We start from the raw sequence: 16,244 nt of genomic DNA on the forward strand, positions 1-16,244 counted from the left end.
CGCGATTGGCAGGCCACACCCCATCAATGCAGCGACGGCGCGGACGTTCCGGCGCCGTCGCCTTGCCATCCCAGCTTCAGACAATCCTACAATGTCTGCCCGCATGCAGAAAGTCAGCTTGCCACCCCAACTTCTATATCGGGGCACGAAGCGGTTCTTTCGACACGTACGCTGCTGGCTGAACAGGTCGGCGACCGAAGATGCCTCGATCGGATTGCTTTGGGTGTCGGTCCACAAACCTCACTTCCCATCTTGAGCGCTTCGCCTATGACTGCTACAAACTTGTATCGGAGTACAAGTCTGATCGCATAACCTCACAGCGTTATCGAGGACATTTTCTCTCTTGTTGCAAGGCGCAGGGTGTCGGTTCTGAGCTGATATCTGCAAGTCTTTCCAGCAAAATAGCAAGACGGGTTTCACACTGACAAGCCACCGATCTCTACTGACGAAGGAATGGTACCGGGTGCCGGTCAGCATAGACTGCCCGCACTGCGGTGCGGAGACGCGGACCGCAGGCATCGTGGCCGGCCCATCCAGCCTGGTGAGCATTGCAGGGTTATCGGCAGACAGTGATGTCAATCAAGCGTGGACGCGGTTTGGTGCGTTCGCATTCGTCGAGTCGCTTGGCGGTCGCACCGAAAATATCACACGCTTCCTCCTTGGTCGTTTCCACAACACGTTCTCCTTCAGGAACGATCAGTTGGTTCAAGTCTGCGAGCACTGCGAGGAATGTCTCGCGCCAAAAATTATCCGTTCGGGCGTCATGAACGGCTTTGTGCGCCTCGGACAACGGCGGTTCCTGGTCAACGAACGTTTGCTTCTGTTCTCGTCTGCGGTCACGCTCACGGAGTTTAATGGCGGAACCTCGATCGAGGAATGCGACCTTCCTCTTCCGGACTACGCGATGATGCTCACCTGCGACACGGAAACGCAAGCCGGCGAAACCGGTATCGTCGAATTGTGGCACAGCATTGCGCGCAACGACTATGCGATTATCGTCAAAAGCCATGATGGACGTGAGCTGTTTCGCGATGGCCTCAATGATGACCTCAAAGAGGTAACCACGACCATTGGAACACTCGGACTGGTCCTGACCCAACTGCATCTGGCGCAGCCTTCGTCACCCTATTGCGGGATCGCCCGGGACCTTTTTCTCGAAGCCCTCGAACATGCCGGATATAGGCAGCAAATCTAGGAGGTAAGCCGTGCGAATCATGAAAGCGCTGTTTTGGCCGTTCGCCTTGATATTTCCATTGGCCGCATGCGGGCAGCACGCCCAGTCGCCCCGGATGATGCCGCCAGCACCGTATGCCAATCTTGGTCTCTCCGCTTGCCGACACTATCCAGGCAATATCGTCGAGTGCCAACTGGATTATGGTACGCAGTTCGGGCGCCATCGTCTCGGGCCGGTGCAGCAGGTCTCACGTGAACTCGCGACGAACCTTGATGGCTCTCGCTATCAGATTTCCACTTGCTGGCCGGTATCGAGAATCCAACGGGAACTGCCGAATTTCACATGCCGAATCTATAACGGGGCCTCAGGAGCGGATGCAGGTTCAGTGCTGGTCAAAGGGGGAACCGCTGTTCGCTTGGCTCGAATCCTGGGTGATCGGGATCAGATCGTGTATCGCTGGAAGCCGGATCGCTGGTCGCGGTTACAGGATTGATTTCTTTAGATGTTTATTAACGGGCCAATGACCTTTGGGATAAAACTTGTACTCCAGTTATATTTTTCAGTTGATTTCTGGCACGGATTGCAGTCCATAACTTGTATTGAAGTGCAAGTAATGGACTGGTTCGAATGGATGACAGCCTGCTTTCTTCCGTGAATAGACCGCGACTCAGAGTGTCACGCAGTGCAGTCTGGCCTGCGGTGACGTCTGTGCTCCTGGCCACAAGTTTTTTCGCAACGTCCGCCGAGAGCGAGCCGCTTAAGATCGGCGAGAACCATGAGCGCACCGATTGGTCGTTCCACTTTGCGGCTAAAACCTCAGGACAGCCCGGTGCTCTGCCAGCACCCGCCGCGGAACACGACCAACAACCACCGCCAAGCATCGATCTCACCAGTTTCAACGAACGTTTTTCGGGGCAGGCCAATACCAACGCAATCCCGGAAAATCTTTCATTCATTGCGGAAGCAACGGTCGAATCGGAAGATAGAGTTCCAGAGCTACCGGGAGAAGCGGCCCGCAGAGCAAGTACACGGCGCGACCGCGCCGTGTTCTCGCCCATCAGTATCTTCTCGTTTGACGCGGGCACCGTCCATCGGTCTGCCAATCCAGCCGTCGAACCCCGCACTCCTGACGATCGGACAGTGGCGCAAGCCCGTCCTGATCTGCTTTCCGGCGTGCCCGAAGACTACGCGGCACTGGCAATGGAAATCGCGGCTGAGGAGGAGGTCGATCCGAACTGGGTGCTGTCGATCATGCGCGCGGAAAACGCTCGTTTCGACCCCGACCTGGTTAGTTCGGCCGGCGCCGTCGGTCTGATGCAGGTGATGCCGAAGATCGGTGAGGCCTTTGGCGCTCATGACCTCACCGACCCCGAGCTGAACATCCGTGCGGGCACTCGTTTCCTTCGTGCGCTCGTCGACAACTATAGCAACCCGGTGCTGATCGCCTCCGCATATAATGCCGGCGAACCCCGCGTCGATGCGCAGCAATCCCTGCCACTGATCCGTGAAACCGCGGATTATGTGACGCGTGTCGTCGGCTACTACACTGGCAAGCCGGCAAGCTCCCAGGCTCCGGCGCCTGGTCCGGCATCTGTCTCTCAATCCAATCAGCACCGCCGCTCAGGCCCGGCCGACCGGGCAAGGTCGCCGATGCTTGTCTTCTCAGCTGCAAGCCCGCCCGCGTTGGACAGCCGCCTTCTGCAGCCATTGGAAGCGGTGCAACTGGGCGGCCCAGTCAAAATCGTCAAGGAAGAGGTACTTCAATGAACATGATGGCCATGGCAATTCGTATTGGCAGCGTTACCTGCCGCTCCCTCGTCAAGCGTAAGTGGGTCGGCCATGCCACCATGGTGTTGCTTGCGGCCTCGGTCCTTCTTGTCAGTCAATACGAGCCGGCGGCAGCGCAAAGCCTCGATGCCCTGGAAAATGCCGCCGACAGGCTCGTACAGTTCTTTACCGGACCTTTTGGCCGTTCGGTTGGAGCGATCGCCTTCATCGGCATGTTCCTGGCTGCCGCCTTTGGCTTCTGGTCCTGGGGAGCGCTTCTGCGGGTCGGTGGGAGCCTCGCCGGCATGTTCGCCGCCGCTGAGCTTGTAGATTTCCTAGCTGGCGCCGGATCTTGATCATGACGAACTCCGCCAGCAACACTCGGGGTGGCGACGACTATATCGAATCCAATCCCGTCATCCTTGCCCTCACGCGCCCGCCGACAGTGATGGGGATCCCGTACACCTATTTCCTGGCGGAATGCTTCGTCTCGCTGATGGTGTTCATGGTGCTCGGGTCTATCCTTTGGTTTCCCGTGTCGTTCGTGATCCTGCATGGCATTCTCTATGTGCTCACGGTCAAGCTCGACCTCTGGTTCTTTGACATTCTCGGGTGCCTCAGCATGTGCGGCGTCAATCCCCTTGGCCGCAGGCTCGGCGGCGGTATCCGAACCTACGGAGCTTGACCGATGAGCACGATGGCAAGATCGTTGAAGGGAAGCCTGTCGAAAGGCTGGGAGATCTTTGCTGATCGCAGTATCTCGACCCATGTTCCCTTCTATGTTCCGATCGAAAACGGCATTATCCGGCTGAAGAACGATTGCCTGGTATCGACCCAGCGCCTCACAGGCTTCTCGTTTGAAACGGCAGATGTCGAAATGATCAACATGCTGCAGCGGCAGCGCAACTCGGCATTTCGCGCCATTTCCTCAATCGGCAATTTCGCGCTTTATACCCATGTTGTCAGGCGCAAGGTGGCACCGTCATTGCCAGCAACCTTTACCGACCCCTTCATCCGGCGTCTGGATGATGTCTATCAGGCAAGCATCTCAATGAACGAGATGTTCGTCAACGACACCTACATCTCGCTCGTCGTGCGTCCGCTGTTCAAACAAGGCTCCGCGCTTTCCCGCATCGTAGGCATCGGCGGCGATGTCCTGCGCAAGGAACAGTTTCGCTCAATGCGTGACAAACTGGTCGAGGCGACAAAAGCGCTCGAAAAATCGCTCATCGCCTACGGTCCCAAAGTCCTGCGCGACGTGCAGCGGGTCGAGGTTGACCTTGGCAACGGCAAGACGATCTATCGCGACTTCTCCGAAAGCATGGAGGTCGATGCGGGTACCCCAAGAATCTGGTTCTCGGAACAATGCGAATTCTTCTCTACACTGCTGAATGGCGGTCGTGTCCGGCCAATCCGGCTTGGCAAACTTCCCATCGATGCGATTCTGCCGGCACGTCGCACATCAATCGGCAACCGGACGATTCATCTTCAGGGCGATACGCAGGGCGATGACCGCTACGCCGCAATGGTGTCTTTGAAGGAATATCCGCCCGAGACGGGCGCCGGCATGCTCGACTACGTTCTCAAGCTCCCCTTCGAGATGGTACTCACCCAGTCCATGTCCTTCATTAACGACATGGCCGCGAGAAGTCGGATCGAACGACTCGACCGGCAACTGTCGAAGGCAGACGAGGGCGGCTCCAGCGTTCAGGCCAGTCTAGATATCGCGCGTGATGAACTTGCGAGGAAGCGCGTTGCCTTCGCCGAGCATCATCTCACCGTCATGCCGGTGGCAAGATCAGCGGCCCAGCTTGACGATGCGGTCGCCCTGATCGGCAACGAGCTTGGAGCACTCGGTGCTTCCTATGTCCGCGAGGATCTGAACGCGGAGCCGGCCTATTGGGCGCAACTTCCCGGAAATCAGGCTTATATTGCCCGTCGGGCCGTGATTTCCACTCTCAATTGTGCGGGCCTGAGCAGCTTTCACGCCTATCCCTATGGCAAGCCGGACGGCAATCATTGGGGGCCGGCGATCACCATTTTCGAGACGACGTCAGGAACGCCGTTCTTCTTCAATTTCCACCAGGGCGATGTCGGGCACACGACGGTGTTCGGACCGACGGGCTCCGGCAAAACCGTCATCATGGCATTCCTGATCCTGCAGGCTTACCGCGTCAGCCCGCGTCTGAAGACCATCGTTTTCGACAAGGATCGCGGTCTTGACATCATGGTTCGCGGGGCGGGCGGAACCTACATGACGCTCGAACCCGGCGAGCCATCCGGTTGGAACCCCCTGCTCCTCGACGACACCGAAGAGAACCGCGTTTTCCTCTATCGGCTCTTAAGCTTCATGCTGAGGCCGCCTCAGGAAGGCGAAAGCCTGTCGCCGCAGGAAGAGACTATCATTCGCACCGCGATCAAGTCGGTCCTCAAGACGAAGGACCGATCCTATCGCCGCCTGTCGTCACTTCGCGCCCTGCTTGCCGGAAGCGAGCGGACCGAGGGAAGCCTGATTGCACGGCTCGACAAGTGGGTTGATCACGGGCCGTACGCCTGGCTCTTCGATAATGCCGACGACAATCTCGATATTTCGCGGCCAATGATCGGGTTTGACATGACGTCGATCCTCGACGATCCGCCCGTGCGCACAGCAGCACTCCTCTACATGTTCCACCGGCTGGACGAGGTTTACGACGGCAAGGCACCAATCATCAACCTTATGGACGAAGCCTGGAAGCTGCTCGATGACGACGAGTTCAAGCGCACCATGAAGGACTATTTCAAGACCATCCGGAAACGGAACGGTCTCGTCATCTTCGGCACGCAGTCAGCCGACGACGTGGTGCAATCCAGTGTCAGCCGGACGATCATCGAGCAGACGTCGACCAACATCTTCTTCGCCAATCCGAAGGCCGACGAAAACTCTTACATGGACCATTTCGGCCTCTCGAAGGCCGAGTTCGACTGGGTCAAGAACGGTGATCCGGCCTCGCGCTTCATGCTGATCAAGCACGCGAAGAGCAGTGTGATCGCGCGTGTCGATATGTCCCACATGCCGGAGTTCATCAAGGTCCTGTCGGGCCGTGAGGAGACAGTCCGGGAGGTTGAGATGCTGCTCGACGAATATGGCGACGATCCAAAGAACTGGCTGTCAAAATTCTGCGACTGGGAGGGGGATGCGTCCGATGACCAACGCAAGACGTCCTGAACTGGCAACCGTCAGCGCCATCGTCATGTCCACCCTGTTCACGCCGGCGCCCGGCTTCGCGCAGGTGCCGGTGATCGACAACGCCCGCCGCAACATCCAGCAGGCGACGGAGAACTGGTACAAGACCTATCAGACGGATACGCGAGCGTTGAAAGGTGCGTCGGGCGGAACGACGGACAGCGTCGCGCCCGGACAAGGCTCCGGCGCACCGGCGGATTGCTCGGCCGAGGGCATGGCCGGTGACAGTTTGCCGGCCGGCCCGTCGAAGCGTACGCATAGCCAGCAGGAAGTGGCTCGTATGGTGGCGGACGAAGCAATCCGCCAGGGAGTCGATCCCAATTTTGCGCTGGCGGTCGCCGAGCAGGAGTCACGCTTCCGCCAATCGGCGCGCTCGCCCGTTGGCGCGACCGGCGTCATGCAACTGATGCCGGGGACTGCAGCGGGACTTGGTGTCAATCCTTACGACCTGCGCGACAACATCCGCGGCGGTGTCAGATACATCAAGCAACTGCAGGGAATGTTCGGCAATCGCTATGACCTGATCGCAGCAGGATACAATGCCGGGCCTTATCGCCAGTCGTTGCAGAACGGTCGGATACCCAACATTCCCGAGACCCAGGATTACGTCAAAAAGGTCTCGGCCTACTACAGCCGGAACAAGGCCGAGAACGGCGACCGGACCTCGTCGGGCGACGGCATCGAAACGGAAACCGTCAGTGACATCAGTGGATGCGGGGAGCAGCTGAAAAAGGCGGTCGACCGTAACACCGAGGCGCAGGTTGAACGCGGTTCAGTCTGGAACGAGCTCCTGGGAAAATCGCTGGCGGCAAACCAGCAGTATCTCCAGCGTCTGCAAGCCGGGCTGCAGTCTTCTTCGGCAGCCTTGCGCGGCTCAGGAGGCGGCAACGCCAGGGACCATGATGGTTCCCTCGTGATGGCTGAAGTCCAATGCCCCTCGACAATCATCGACACTGGCAGCACTCGATGCTTTGCCGTGCCGTCGACCGCCACCACAGATCAGATTCAGCGTTGGCTAGAGGACCTACAGGAGCAGGCACGCGCCAGTGGCGATGTCGCGACCTTCTCGGTGCTGGAGGATCCGGCGCTTGGGCTGGTGACAGTCGTCGACGCTCGACCGACCGCAAACTGAACAGGAAGAGAGAGGACAGGCAGATGAGAAAATTCGTTATGGCCGCAGCATTCTGCATCACCACCACATCGCACGCCTTTGCGCAGGTGCCGGTCAAGGACGCGGCCAATATCGCGATAAGCGAAAAGATCGAAGAGCTTTCGAAGCAGATCCAGGGCGACACGTCCATCGTCAAGGACAACACGATAAAGACGCTTCAGGCGATCACTGGCGACCGATCGCAGGATGCCAGCCAGTTTGCCAAGCTTGCGACCGGCAATGGTTTCAGCATGGGCCAGGCGCCGGATTTCAACAGCATCCTGTCCGGAAACGAAGCGTTGTTCGGCGGCATCAGCGGTGAATTCCAAAACGCCGCCGCCAAGCTGATCAATGGACTCAATCTGGTGAAAATGGTCGTTGATACCGTCAAGGGAGGCGAGCTGTCGGGCGCCAACCAGGCCTATTCGCAGGGCATCAATGCGCTGACGACATTGACGGCACTCACCGACGCAATGAACAGCGCCACCAAGGACCGGCAGAATGCCTTCATGCAGGCGACGGAGCAGGTCGGCACCGCGCAGGACCTGAAGGGCGCACTCGAACAGAACACGCAGATGGTGCTCCAGGGCAACCAGACAGCCAATGAGGCCGTCGGCTCGCTCAACAATCAGGTGATGTTGCTGAACCAGCAGTATAAGGCGGCCCTTGCCACCTCATCCCAGAACCTCAAGACCTTCGCAACACTTCCCGACAGCGTGATGCGCTCCGGTGCCAATGGCGAAGAGGGGGCATCGGTCCGGGATCAGCTGCAGGCATTCGAGGAGGAGAACTATTGAGGTTCGACCCGTTGCTGCTCCTGGCCGTCGCCACCTTGTCGGGATGCGGCGGCAAGTTCGAACAGCTGGCCAAATGCTCAGCTGACGAAAACCCCGTGCCGGCGCTCGGCTACGAGGCGCGGGAAGAACCGGCGCCGCCGCAACAGGCCCTTGCGGATTTCGTCAGAAGCGATTGCGGTCCGATGCGACCCGTCAATTTCTTCCAGGGGGAGTAATGGATCCGGTCAGCTACGCGGTTAATTTTTATGGCGACGCACTCGGATACTTCAACAAGATCAACGAGGCGTCCCTTGAGAAAGCGTGGGGTCTGTTCGCCGAAAATGGCAATCTGGTCTCATCCATCCTTGCGCTGTTTCTGATCCTCTATTTCCTCTGGGGTGCGCTCGGCCTGTCGAGCGTCTCATTGCAGGACATGGCGATCACGGCCTCGAAACTCGCGCTTGCCTATGCGCTGGTGATGTCCTGGGCCACCTTCTTCGACAATATCGGTCAATTCATTTTGACGTCACCTCAGGATCTTGGCGCGGCCATTTCGTCTGCCATGGGTGGGCAATCCGCTGGCTCAGATCTTGCCAGCCAAGTCGCCAGCATGTCGCGCAAGGTCTACGACTTCGCCATGCAGCTCTTCAATTCCTACGAATCTGGATGGCTACCGAACGTCACCGGTGCGGTGGTGGTCTTCATCGTACTGGTCTTCGGCCTGCTTCCGATGCTGCTGATCCTGACTGGCGTGACGCTGTTCGCGAAAATGATCACTGCCGTCATGCTTGCGATCGGTCCAATCGCCATTCTCTCCTATTTCTTCGGCATCACGCGTTTCGTGTTCGATGCGTGGGTGAGGGGCATCGCCTATGGCATGTTCATGCTGCTCTTCACTTATGTCATGGCCGGGCTGTCGTTCGGCTTTCTGATCGGGATGATGGACACGATCAGTGGCGACATGGCGACGAAAGAAAACGCGCTCGCGATCGTGCTGGCCATGGTGCTCTATCTGGCCCTGATCTCCTATTTCATTTTCCAGGTTCCTGATTTTGCAAGGACGTTCGCCTACGGCATCGCACCGTCAGTACCGGACGGCGGTGGTGTCAACACGACATATGAAGCGGCTCGCGCGCGCCTCTCCGCGAGCGGTTCGAGAAGCGGACAGGCCGCAGCGATGGCTCTTGGCATGCTCGCCGGGCCTAAAGGCGCGGTCACCGCGGCTGCGCTCGCCGGCCGCGGCGGGATGGCAGGCGCTGGCGCTCTCGGCCGGATGCTGACCATGCGCCGGCGCAGCGGCGAGTGAGGCAAAACATGCACTGGTCGAATTCAGAATTTCCATGCGCAAGCCGCTTCTGCCGATGACGCGGCTTAAAGAGATTAACGACGATTTTGTTTTGGGGATAGAACTTGGCATTGTTCAGAAGGCAATTGCAATCCGCGCCGGCCGATCAGGTTGCCGGTCCGCAGGACATTTACGACCAACACCTTTCCTGGGGTGAGAAGAATCGCTCCCTTCGCACCCTGATCGGTCTGATCCTGCTGGTGTTCGCCGTAGCCGGCTGGGCAGTCGCGGGTGTGCTTTCATTTTCAGTTGCTCAACTCTTTCCCTTGGTGCGCACCGAGGTTGTGCCGCTGATCGTGGACAGGAACACGGGCTACATGGAGACGGTAACCACGCTCGAAAAGGATCGCTCGAGCGTATCGGAAAACCAGGCTGTCCGAGCCGCCTTTGCAGGCAACTATGTGATCCGCCGCGAAACTTACGATCCCCGCTATCTGTCCGACAATTTCGACATGGTTGCCCTCTGGTCGGAACCGGGTTCGCAAGCCTTCAAGGACTACGAGGCCTGGATGAACCCCTCCAATCCGAGAGGGCCGGTCAAGATGCTCGGTGCAACCGGCGAAATCCGCCCGGAAATCCTCTCGGTCAATCCCCTCAATCCCTCGACCATGGCTGTTCGCTTCGAGACAAGAGAACGTCGCCGTGGTGGCGAAGTTGTCACCCGCTGGTCGGCGACCATACGCTACCGGCAGATCAACCTGCCCGCCAGCAACCGGGTCCGTCTCTACAATCCTCTCGGCTTTGTCGTGACCGAATATGCAAGGGTTCCCGAGACCATGCCGTCAGGGATCACGCCATGATGAGGCGGACGGTTGCAATGTCTCTGTTCATGCTGCTGGGCCCACTGGTCGCGCATGCCGAGCTCGTTGCCAGGCCGGGTCGGCTCGATCCGAGAATCCGGTCGCTTCCCTATTCGGCCGAGCAGGTCTTCCTCGTGACGGGCACCTACGGGCTGGTGACGACGATCCTCTTCGGTCCGGATGAGGATATAACGCAGGTCGTTGCCGGCGATACCGTCTCCTGGCAGATACTTACCTCGGCTGACCGCCGCTCGCTCACCCTGAAACCGATGGAGAAGGATGCGGCCACCAATCTGTCGGTGGTCACGACGAAGCGGACCTATTCCTTCGACCTGCGTGTCAACGATACCAAGGCGATGCAGAACCAGACCTTCAAATTGCGGTTCACCTATCCTGAGGACGCCGGACTGAAGGGAACGGCGGAGCTCTGGAAGCAGGCGCAGGATGCCCAGCGCAATCCCAACATCAAGAACATCCGTCGCGACAAGGTCAATTACGACTACGGCTTCAAGGGAAGCGACGGAGCCAAGCCGCTCTGGGTCTTTGACGATGGATTGAAGACCTTCATGAAATTCACCGGCGACGTTCCGGCGATCTTCATCGTTGACGGCAAGCGGCGCGAAAGCCTCGTAAACTACCGCCGCGAGGCCGACTACATCGTCATCGACAAGGTCTCGCGGCAGTGGACACTGCGCTTTGGTACTGAAGCCGAGACCTGCCTGTTCAATCTCCGGACTGCCCCTGCCGATATTCCTGCGCCGATCGAGGGCGTGGTATCGCCGAAGCGAATTGGCAGCGGAACATTCAGCCAGCAATCGCAATCAAGATAGGAGGGGCACCATGTCGGATCCCAATTACCAATCCATCGACACCGACACGTCCATTGGCGGACAGGTCAGGCGCGGTGGCATAGGCCTCATGCGCCCGTTTGCCGTCTTTGCCGGTATTGCCGGCCTTGGTGTGGTCCTCTATTTCCTTCTGGCGGGCGGGGAAGAAGAGCCACCGATTGACACGACACCCCGTGAGGAATTCCGGCCCGTCCAGACACCAAGAAATGAAGGCTTCAGAACACCGTCACCGCCGCCGCTGCCCACGGTCGAGGTCCCGGAAGCACCTCCGCCGCCTCCGCCACCACCGGCCCCGCGCGTGCCGGCTGCAGCCCCAATCGTGCCCCCTGCCGAGATCGATTGCTCCCGAGGCAAAAATCCCGACGACCCCAAATGCATCGAGCTGGAGCGGAAGGCCAAACTGCTCGAGCGTATCCGCTCATCTGCGATGGTCTTTGATCAATCTGACCAGACCAGGAGGGCTGCGGCGGCGTCCGGTGAACCAGCGGGCCTGTTCGGGGCGAACGGCAACGCTGGTGCATCAAACGCCGCCAACGGAGATGCCGGCGGTGCTGTCGATGGCGATCGTGCCTTCGTGAAGGCGATCGGCGGACAGGGTGTGGAGGTATCGGTCGCCACCGAGAACCGCCGTACCGATGCCTGGATTCCGCAGGGCACGATGATCCGAGGAACGCTGGAGACAGCCATCAATTCCGATCTCGCCGGCATGGCGAAGGGAATTGTGCGTGAGGATGTCTATTCCTTCGACGGCCGACGGATTCTCATTCCCGCCGGCTCCGCGCTGATTGGTGATTACAAGTCCGGGGTCCAGAGGGGGCAGGAACGGATCCTGATTGTCTGGACGCGGATGATCCGCGGCGACGGGGTCTCAGTGCAGCTCGGCTCTTATGGTACAGACCGTCTTGGGCGATCGGGTATGACCGGTGTCGTAGACAGAAAGAATTGGGAGCGGTTCGGGCCGCCGGCACTGATGACGCTGATCGGCGGCGCGACGCAGTACATCGCGCAACTCGGCAAGCGGGATGATCGCGACATTACCATCGTCAACGACAATGGCAGCGTCACACGCATTCCACAGGACAATGGCGAGACATCTCAGGACCGCGCCCGCGCGATTGCCGCGGAGACCATCGCCTCGGGCATCCAGCAAACAGCAGCGACGGCGTTTGAGGATTCCCGCAACATCCGCCCAACCATCCACATTCCCCAGGGCTCGGATATCACCGTCTTCGTGACACGCGACCTCGATTTTGCCGGCCTCTATCCCGACCCGGTACGCGAAGAGTTCGAGCGACTGCGCAAGGTGAGATACGGCAAATGAATGCGCGCCCCCAGATTTCCGCCGAACAACACTTTCTGACCGAGGCGCTCGAGCCGATCCGGCCGTTCCTCGACGATCCCACCGTGGTCGAAATCTCCTGCCAGCGCAGTAACGAAGTCTGGCTGGAAAAAATTGGTCATCTGCAGATGGTGCGCTACGAGATCGCCGGACTGGATCAGGATGTCATCCGCCACATGGCGTCTCGCGCTGCCTCCTTCACAAAGCAGACCATCAATGCCGAAAATCCACTTCTGTCAGCGACACTGACGGGTGGCGAGCGTGTTCAGTTTGTCTTGAGCCCGACCTCGGCAACCGGTCACGCCTTCTCGATCCGCAAGCAGTTCATCCGACGATTCGACCTCAACGACTACGAGAAGGCGGGCGCCTTCCGCTTCACCAAGGTAACCGGCGACGACTACATCGATGATGTCGATGTTGAACTCTCGCTACTGTTGCGGACAGGTAAGGCGCGGGCGTTCCTGGAACTGGCGGCGGCCAACCATCGCAGCATGCTGATATCGGGTGGTACATCCACCGGGAAAACAACATTCCTTAACACCATGCTGACGGCAATCCCGAACCACGAGCGCTTCATCCTCATGCAGGACACGGCCGAACTGGAGCCACGTCAGGAAAACGTTGTTTCTTTGCTGGTCTCGAAGGGTGGACAAGGGGAGGCCAGGGTAACGATGGGCGACCTGCTGGCCACTGCGCTGCGGCTGAGGCCCGACCGCATCTTCATGGGTGAGTTGCGCGGCGACGAGGCGTTCGACTTTCTGAACGCCATCAACACCGGTCACCCCGGTTCGATGTCGACGATCCACGCCAACTCGCCGCACCATGCCTTCAATAGACTGTCGACGCTGGTGCTCAACAGCAATGTCCGCATGGAGCGCGAAGACATCATCCGCTACATCCGCTCGATCATCCCGATCGTGGTCCAGTTGAAGAAGAGCGATGCCGCCGGCGGTCGCGGCGTCAGCGAGATCTATTTTGCCGACGAGGTTGATGAACATGGCCAGCGGATACGCGGACGGAGAGATTGATCGCCCGAAATGGTCGGGTCTTCAAAAGCTGTCTTTTTTCACATTGCCCGTCACGCTTTTGGGCGTCGTGGTGATTTGGCTCGCCTTCTTCACTTTGATCTACGACGCCTATGTGGTCTCGTCCGGATCAACCTCGTATTTCGACTATATAGGCGAGGTGCGCATCACCGAGGCCGCCCGCTACACCTGGTCGATCATCCATACCCGCAATACGGTCGGATTATCGCTTCTGGCATTCACGCTTGCATCACCGTTTCTGTTCTTCCTGATATGCATATGGATGCTCAAGGGAGGCAGGGCTCTTTCCCGCAAGATTCTCTACCTCCTGCATGTGCGGTCGATGTTCAGCCTGATCGCGCTCACAGTGATGATCTTCGCCGCCGCCTGGGCTGGTGCTTTTATCTATGGCTTTGCCTTTTATCTCGTTGCCACGAAGGCTGGCGAACATGCCGATATCGCCAGTTACTACGGTAGCCATCTTGCGGCCATGTATCAGGCACCGTTCGGGACAACCGATGCAGCCGGTGGGTACCAGCGGCCATCCCGTCAGACGGTTCAGGCCATGCTGGCGGGGCTTGCCGCCGCCGGCGCGCTTGTGGGGTTTCCGATCGGTGCAGCAATCCAGAAGCGCCAGCGGATGATCATGGGTAAGGCCCGCCTTGCGACTCTCAAGGATGCGGCTGACTTTCGCCTGCGCGACAAGCAGGGGATCGTGCTCGGGCTCAAGCAAGGGCTGCTTTTGCGCAATGACGGCGACCAGCATGTGATGCTGATCGGCTCACCTGGACAGGGAAAGTCGCGCGGCTTCGTCATCCCCTCTATGATGAGTTTCGAAGGTTCTCAGGTCGTGCTCGATATGAGCGGTGAACTGTTCGAGGAGACTTCCGGCTACCTGAAGGACAAGGGCTTTGAGACTTTCCTGCTGGCGCCGGGATCGAAGTTCACCGACGGCTATAACCCACTCGACCTTATCAGTACGGATCCGCACCAGCGCATCACCGACCTCCAGAAGTTGACTCAGATGCTGTTGCCGGAGCGACTGCGCTCGGATTCCTCCGACTTTTGGGAGGAAAGCGCCCGAATTCTGCTCACCGCCATGCTTGGCTTCGTGCTCGAATGCCCCGACACCCGCAAGTCGCTCAGCGAGCTCTATCGCATCCTCAACTCGATGTCGGATGAGCGCAAGGCAATCATCCAGCTATTGGAAAAGTACGAGCCGGTTCTCTCCGACCAGACCCGTATGCAGCTGACCAAGTTCGCCGGTCGTCATGAAAAGCTGGGCGAGGGGATCGCGGCCGAAATCGTCGCCAAACTCAATTTCCTGCAGAACCCGCTGGTGGAGGCGCTCACCTCGATTACGACGATCCCGATCGACATGATCAGAAAGCGGAAGATGGTGATCTATATCCAGGCCGACTGGAATGCCATCCAGATCTATGAGCGGCTGATCTCGATGTTCATTCAGCAGATGGCCGACAAGCTGGTCCAGATGGGGGCGTTGCCCAATGGCGAGCACGAAGTCATGATGATGCTTGACGAGTTCGGCAATGGCGGCCGCATCGACACGGTGTTGACGCTCGCCCCCCTGATACGAAAGAACGGCGTGCGTTTCGTCTTTATTCTTCAGGACGGCGCCCAGCTGGAGCGATTGTACCAGCGGTCCGGACAGAAGATCCTGATGGGGGCATCGACGATCAAGGTCTTCATGAACTTCCAGAATCAGGACGACGCGATGGCGGTCTCACTCGCGGCGGGAAAGACGACGGAATGGGTCGAGCAATCGTCCTATTCCCATCGCCACGGCCGCCGTCAGCGGTCGATTTCAAAGGTGCCGGTCTCTGTCGATCTCCTGCCGGTCAACACGCTGATGATGATGAAGCCGGAAGAGGCTATCCTGCAGGTCACCGGCATGCCGGTGATGCGGATCATGAAACTGGACGCTGGTGGCGATCGGATGTTCGCGAAAGTGCCCAAGTTCAAGACGGTGCCGAAGCCCTGTCTGAAGCCCGTAGAGTGGACGATTGCAGACAGTGACCGTTTCGAATCCCCCATCCCCGTCGCTCCGGATGCAGCCTCCCCGAGCGATCGGGCAGGCGCCAAACCCGGAGCTGACATCGACCTTGCTCCGATCGAGCGCGTCCGCAAGCCTCATGACCTGCGCTTCATCGTCAAGGAAGGCGTTCGTCAGGTTTATATTTCCTCCCTCGATGAACTGCGTCGCCGGCTGGACCTCGATGAAACCCGCGCAGCAGGTGTGGCCGAAGGAGATCATGGCGATGAGCATCAGCAGCCGGCGCGTGGGCCTGCCCATGGTGCGGCCAGCCGGAAAGAGAAGCGCGGTGAGGCAAAAGACCTCCGCGCCAAACCTGCATATGACATTAATCTCGATATCGATGAAGAAAAGCTCGGCCGAAGTGTCTACTCCGGATCTCCGACGAGCGGGAATAATCGTCAGGATGGCGCACCCGTCTCAGCAGGTGCCGCCCGTGATCGGTCATCCGATTCGCCCGTTCTCCAACGCCAGGAAGTAAGACAAGCATTCGGAGACGACCTTCAGGCCTTGAATGAAGTCATCTTCAGGCAGGCTGCGGAAAATGTAGTTGAACCGGAAGAGTTGAATGCGGACGTCGAGCTCCTGATAGACACGCTCTCCGGCAAACTAACCGAGGGCAGTTCGAGAGCCTGGCTACGCGAGTTCGCAGACGCTGCCCGCGACCCTTTGCGCGAAGATAATGGGGAGTCCAACAAAGAGCCGGATGGCGCGTAGTGGGCTGACCTCGAGCGAATCGAA

The 16,244-nt window shown here is 58.8% G+C and carries 15 protein-coding genes; all 15 read left to right on the forward strand.

The annotated features are described in order from the left end of the window. Positions 1–463: 463 nt before the first annotated feature. The 15 genes from V6S97_RS24910 to V6S97_RS24980 all read left to right on the forward strand — a co-directional run bounded on the left by V6S97_RS24910 (position 464) and on the right by V6S97_RS24980 (position 16,220). Positions 464–1,195 carry a hypothetical protein gene (locus V6S97_RS24910; protein ID WP_334427868.1) on the forward strand — a complete coding sequence of 244 codons (732 nt, stop codon included), beginning with the start codon at positions 464–466 and terminating at the stop codon, positions 1,193–1,195. Positions 1,196–1,205: 10 nt separating this feature from the next. Further along, positions 1,206–1,667 (forward strand): hypothetical protein, encoded by a 462-nt coding sequence (locus tag V6S97_RS24915; protein WP_334427869.1) that lies wholly within the window; start codon positions 1,206–1,208, stop codon positions 1,665–1,667. Positions 1,668–1,882: 215 nt separating this feature from the next. Continuing rightward, positions 1,883–2,941 carry a lytic transglycosylase domain-containing protein gene (locus tag V6S97_RS24920; RefSeq protein ID WP_334427870.1) on the forward strand — a complete coding sequence of 353 codons (1,059 nt, stop codon included), beginning with the start codon at positions 1,883–1,885 and terminating at the stop codon, positions 2,939–2,941. Further along, positions 2,938–3,297 (forward strand): TrbC/VirB2 family protein, encoded by a 360-nt coding sequence (locus tag V6S97_RS24925; RefSeq protein WP_137006517.1) that lies wholly within the window; start codon positions 2,938–2,940, stop codon positions 3,295–3,297. Before V6S97_RS24920 ends, V6S97_RS24925 begins: the two co-directional genes overlap by 4 nt. Before the next feature lie 2 nt (positions 3,298–3,299). Further along, positions 3,300–3,626 carry a VirB3 family type IV secretion system protein gene (locus V6S97_RS24930; protein WP_334427871.1) on the forward strand — a complete coding sequence of 109 codons (327 nt, stop codon included), beginning with the start codon at positions 3,300–3,302 and terminating at the stop codon, positions 3,624–3,626. Between the two features lie 3 nt (positions 3,627–3,629). After that, positions 3,630–6,149 (forward strand): VirB4 family type IV secretion/conjugal transfer ATPase, encoded by a 2,520-nt coding sequence (locus tag V6S97_RS24935; RefSeq protein WP_334427872.1) that lies wholly within the window; start codon positions 3,630–3,632, stop codon positions 6,147–6,149. Further along, on the forward strand, positions 6,127–7,299 hold the full coding sequence (locus tag V6S97_RS24940) for a lytic transglycosylase domain-containing protein (protein ID WP_334427873.1): 1,173 nt from the start codon (positions 6,127–6,129) through the stop codon (positions 7,297–7,299). Before V6S97_RS24935 ends, V6S97_RS24940 begins: the two co-directional genes overlap by 23 nt. Positions 7,300–7,322: 23 nt before the next feature. Continuing rightward, entirely contained in the window at positions 7,323–8,114 is a 792-nt protein-coding gene (locus tag V6S97_RS24945; RefSeq protein ID WP_334427874.1) for a conjugal transfer protein, read from the forward strand. After that, positions 8,111–8,329, forward strand: coding sequence for a hypothetical protein (locus V6S97_RS24950; protein ID WP_137006512.1), 219 nt, complete (start codon positions 8,111–8,113; stop codon positions 8,327–8,329). The genes V6S97_RS24945 and V6S97_RS24950 overlap by 4 nt, the downstream gene beginning before the upstream one ends. Then, positions 8,329–9,399, forward strand: a complete 1,071-nt coding sequence (locus tag V6S97_RS24955) for a type IV secretion system protein (RefSeq protein WP_334427875.1) — start codon at positions 8,329–8,331, stop codon at positions 9,397–9,399. The genes V6S97_RS24950 and V6S97_RS24955 overlap by 1 nt, the downstream gene beginning before the upstream one ends. A 104-nt stretch (positions 9,400–9,503) precedes the next feature. Beyond that, positions 9,504–10,238 carry a virB8 family protein gene (locus V6S97_RS24960; protein ID WP_137006510.1) on the forward strand — a complete coding sequence of 245 codons (735 nt, stop codon included), beginning with the start codon at positions 9,504–9,506 and terminating at the stop codon, positions 10,236–10,238. Between the two features lie 17 nt (positions 10,239–10,255). Continuing rightward, positions 10,256–11,068, forward strand: coding sequence for a TrbG/VirB9 family P-type conjugative transfer protein (locus V6S97_RS24965; protein WP_334427876.1), 813 nt, complete (start codon positions 10,256–10,258; stop codon positions 11,066–11,068). Positions 11,069–11,078: 10 nt separating this feature from the next. After that, positions 11,079–12,407, forward strand: a complete 1,329-nt coding sequence (virB10, locus tag V6S97_RS24970) for a type IV secretion system protein VirB10 (RefSeq protein ID WP_334427877.1) — start codon at positions 11,079–11,081, stop codon at positions 12,405–12,407. Then, positions 12,404–13,453, forward strand: a complete 1,050-nt coding sequence (gene virB11, locus V6S97_RS24975; protein WP_334427878.1) for a P-type DNA transfer ATPase VirB11 — start codon at positions 12,404–12,406, stop codon at positions 13,451–13,453. The genes virB10 and virB11 overlap by 4 nt, the downstream gene beginning before the upstream one ends. Beyond that, positions 13,422–16,220 (forward strand): type IV secretory system conjugative DNA transfer family protein, encoded by a 2,799-nt coding sequence (locus tag V6S97_RS24980; RefSeq protein ID WP_334427879.1) that lies wholly within the window; start codon positions 13,422–13,424, stop codon positions 16,218–16,220. The genes virB11 and V6S97_RS24980 overlap by 32 nt, the downstream gene beginning before the upstream one ends. Positions 16,221–16,244 lie beyond the last annotated feature (24 nt).

Source organism: Agrobacterium sp. CCNWLW155 (assembly GCF_036888815.1).
GTDB classification, from domain to species: Bacteria; Pseudomonadota; Alphaproteobacteria; order Rhizobiales; family Rhizobiaceae; genus Agrobacterium; species Agrobacterium radiobacter.

Bases quoted from the DNA above. Each gene is read 5' to 3' on its own strand.
- V6S97_RS24925 (WP_137006517.1), top strand. From the start codon at position 2,938: ATGAACATGATGGCCATGGCAATTCGTATTGGCAGCGTTACCTGCCGC.
- V6S97_RS24930 (WP_334427871.1), top strand. From the start codon at position 3,300: ATGACGAACTCCGCCAGCAACACTCGGGGTGGCGACGACTATATCGAA.
- V6S97_RS24935 (WP_334427872.1), top strand. From the start codon at position 3,630: ATGAGCACGATGGCAAGATCGTTGAAGGGAAGCCTGTCGAAAGGCTGG.
- V6S97_RS24940 (WP_334427873.1), top strand. From the start codon at position 6,127: ATGACCAACGCAAGACGTCCTGAACTGGCAACCGTCAGCGCCATCGTC.
- V6S97_RS24945 (WP_334427874.1), top strand. From the start codon at position 7,323: ATGAGAAAATTCGTTATGGCCGCAGCATTCTGCATCACCACCACATCG.
- V6S97_RS24955 (WP_334427875.1), top strand. From the start codon at position 8,329: ATGGATCCGGTCAGCTACGCGGTTAATTTTTATGGCGACGCACTCGGA.
- V6S97_RS24965 (WP_334427876.1), top strand. From the start codon at position 10,256: ATGTCTCTGTTCATGCTGCTGGGCCCACTGGTCGCGCATGCCGAGCTC.
- virB10 (WP_334427877.1), top strand. From the start codon at position 11,079: ATGTCGGATCCCAATTACCAATCCATCGACACCGACACGTCCATTGGC.
- virB11 (WP_334427878.1), top strand. From the start codon at position 12,404: ATGAATGCGCGCCCCCAGATTTCCGCCGAACAACACTTTCTGACCGAG.
- V6S97_RS24980 (WP_334427879.1), top strand. From the start codon at position 13,422: ATGGCCAGCGGATACGCGGACGGAGAGATTGATCGCCCGAAATGGTCG.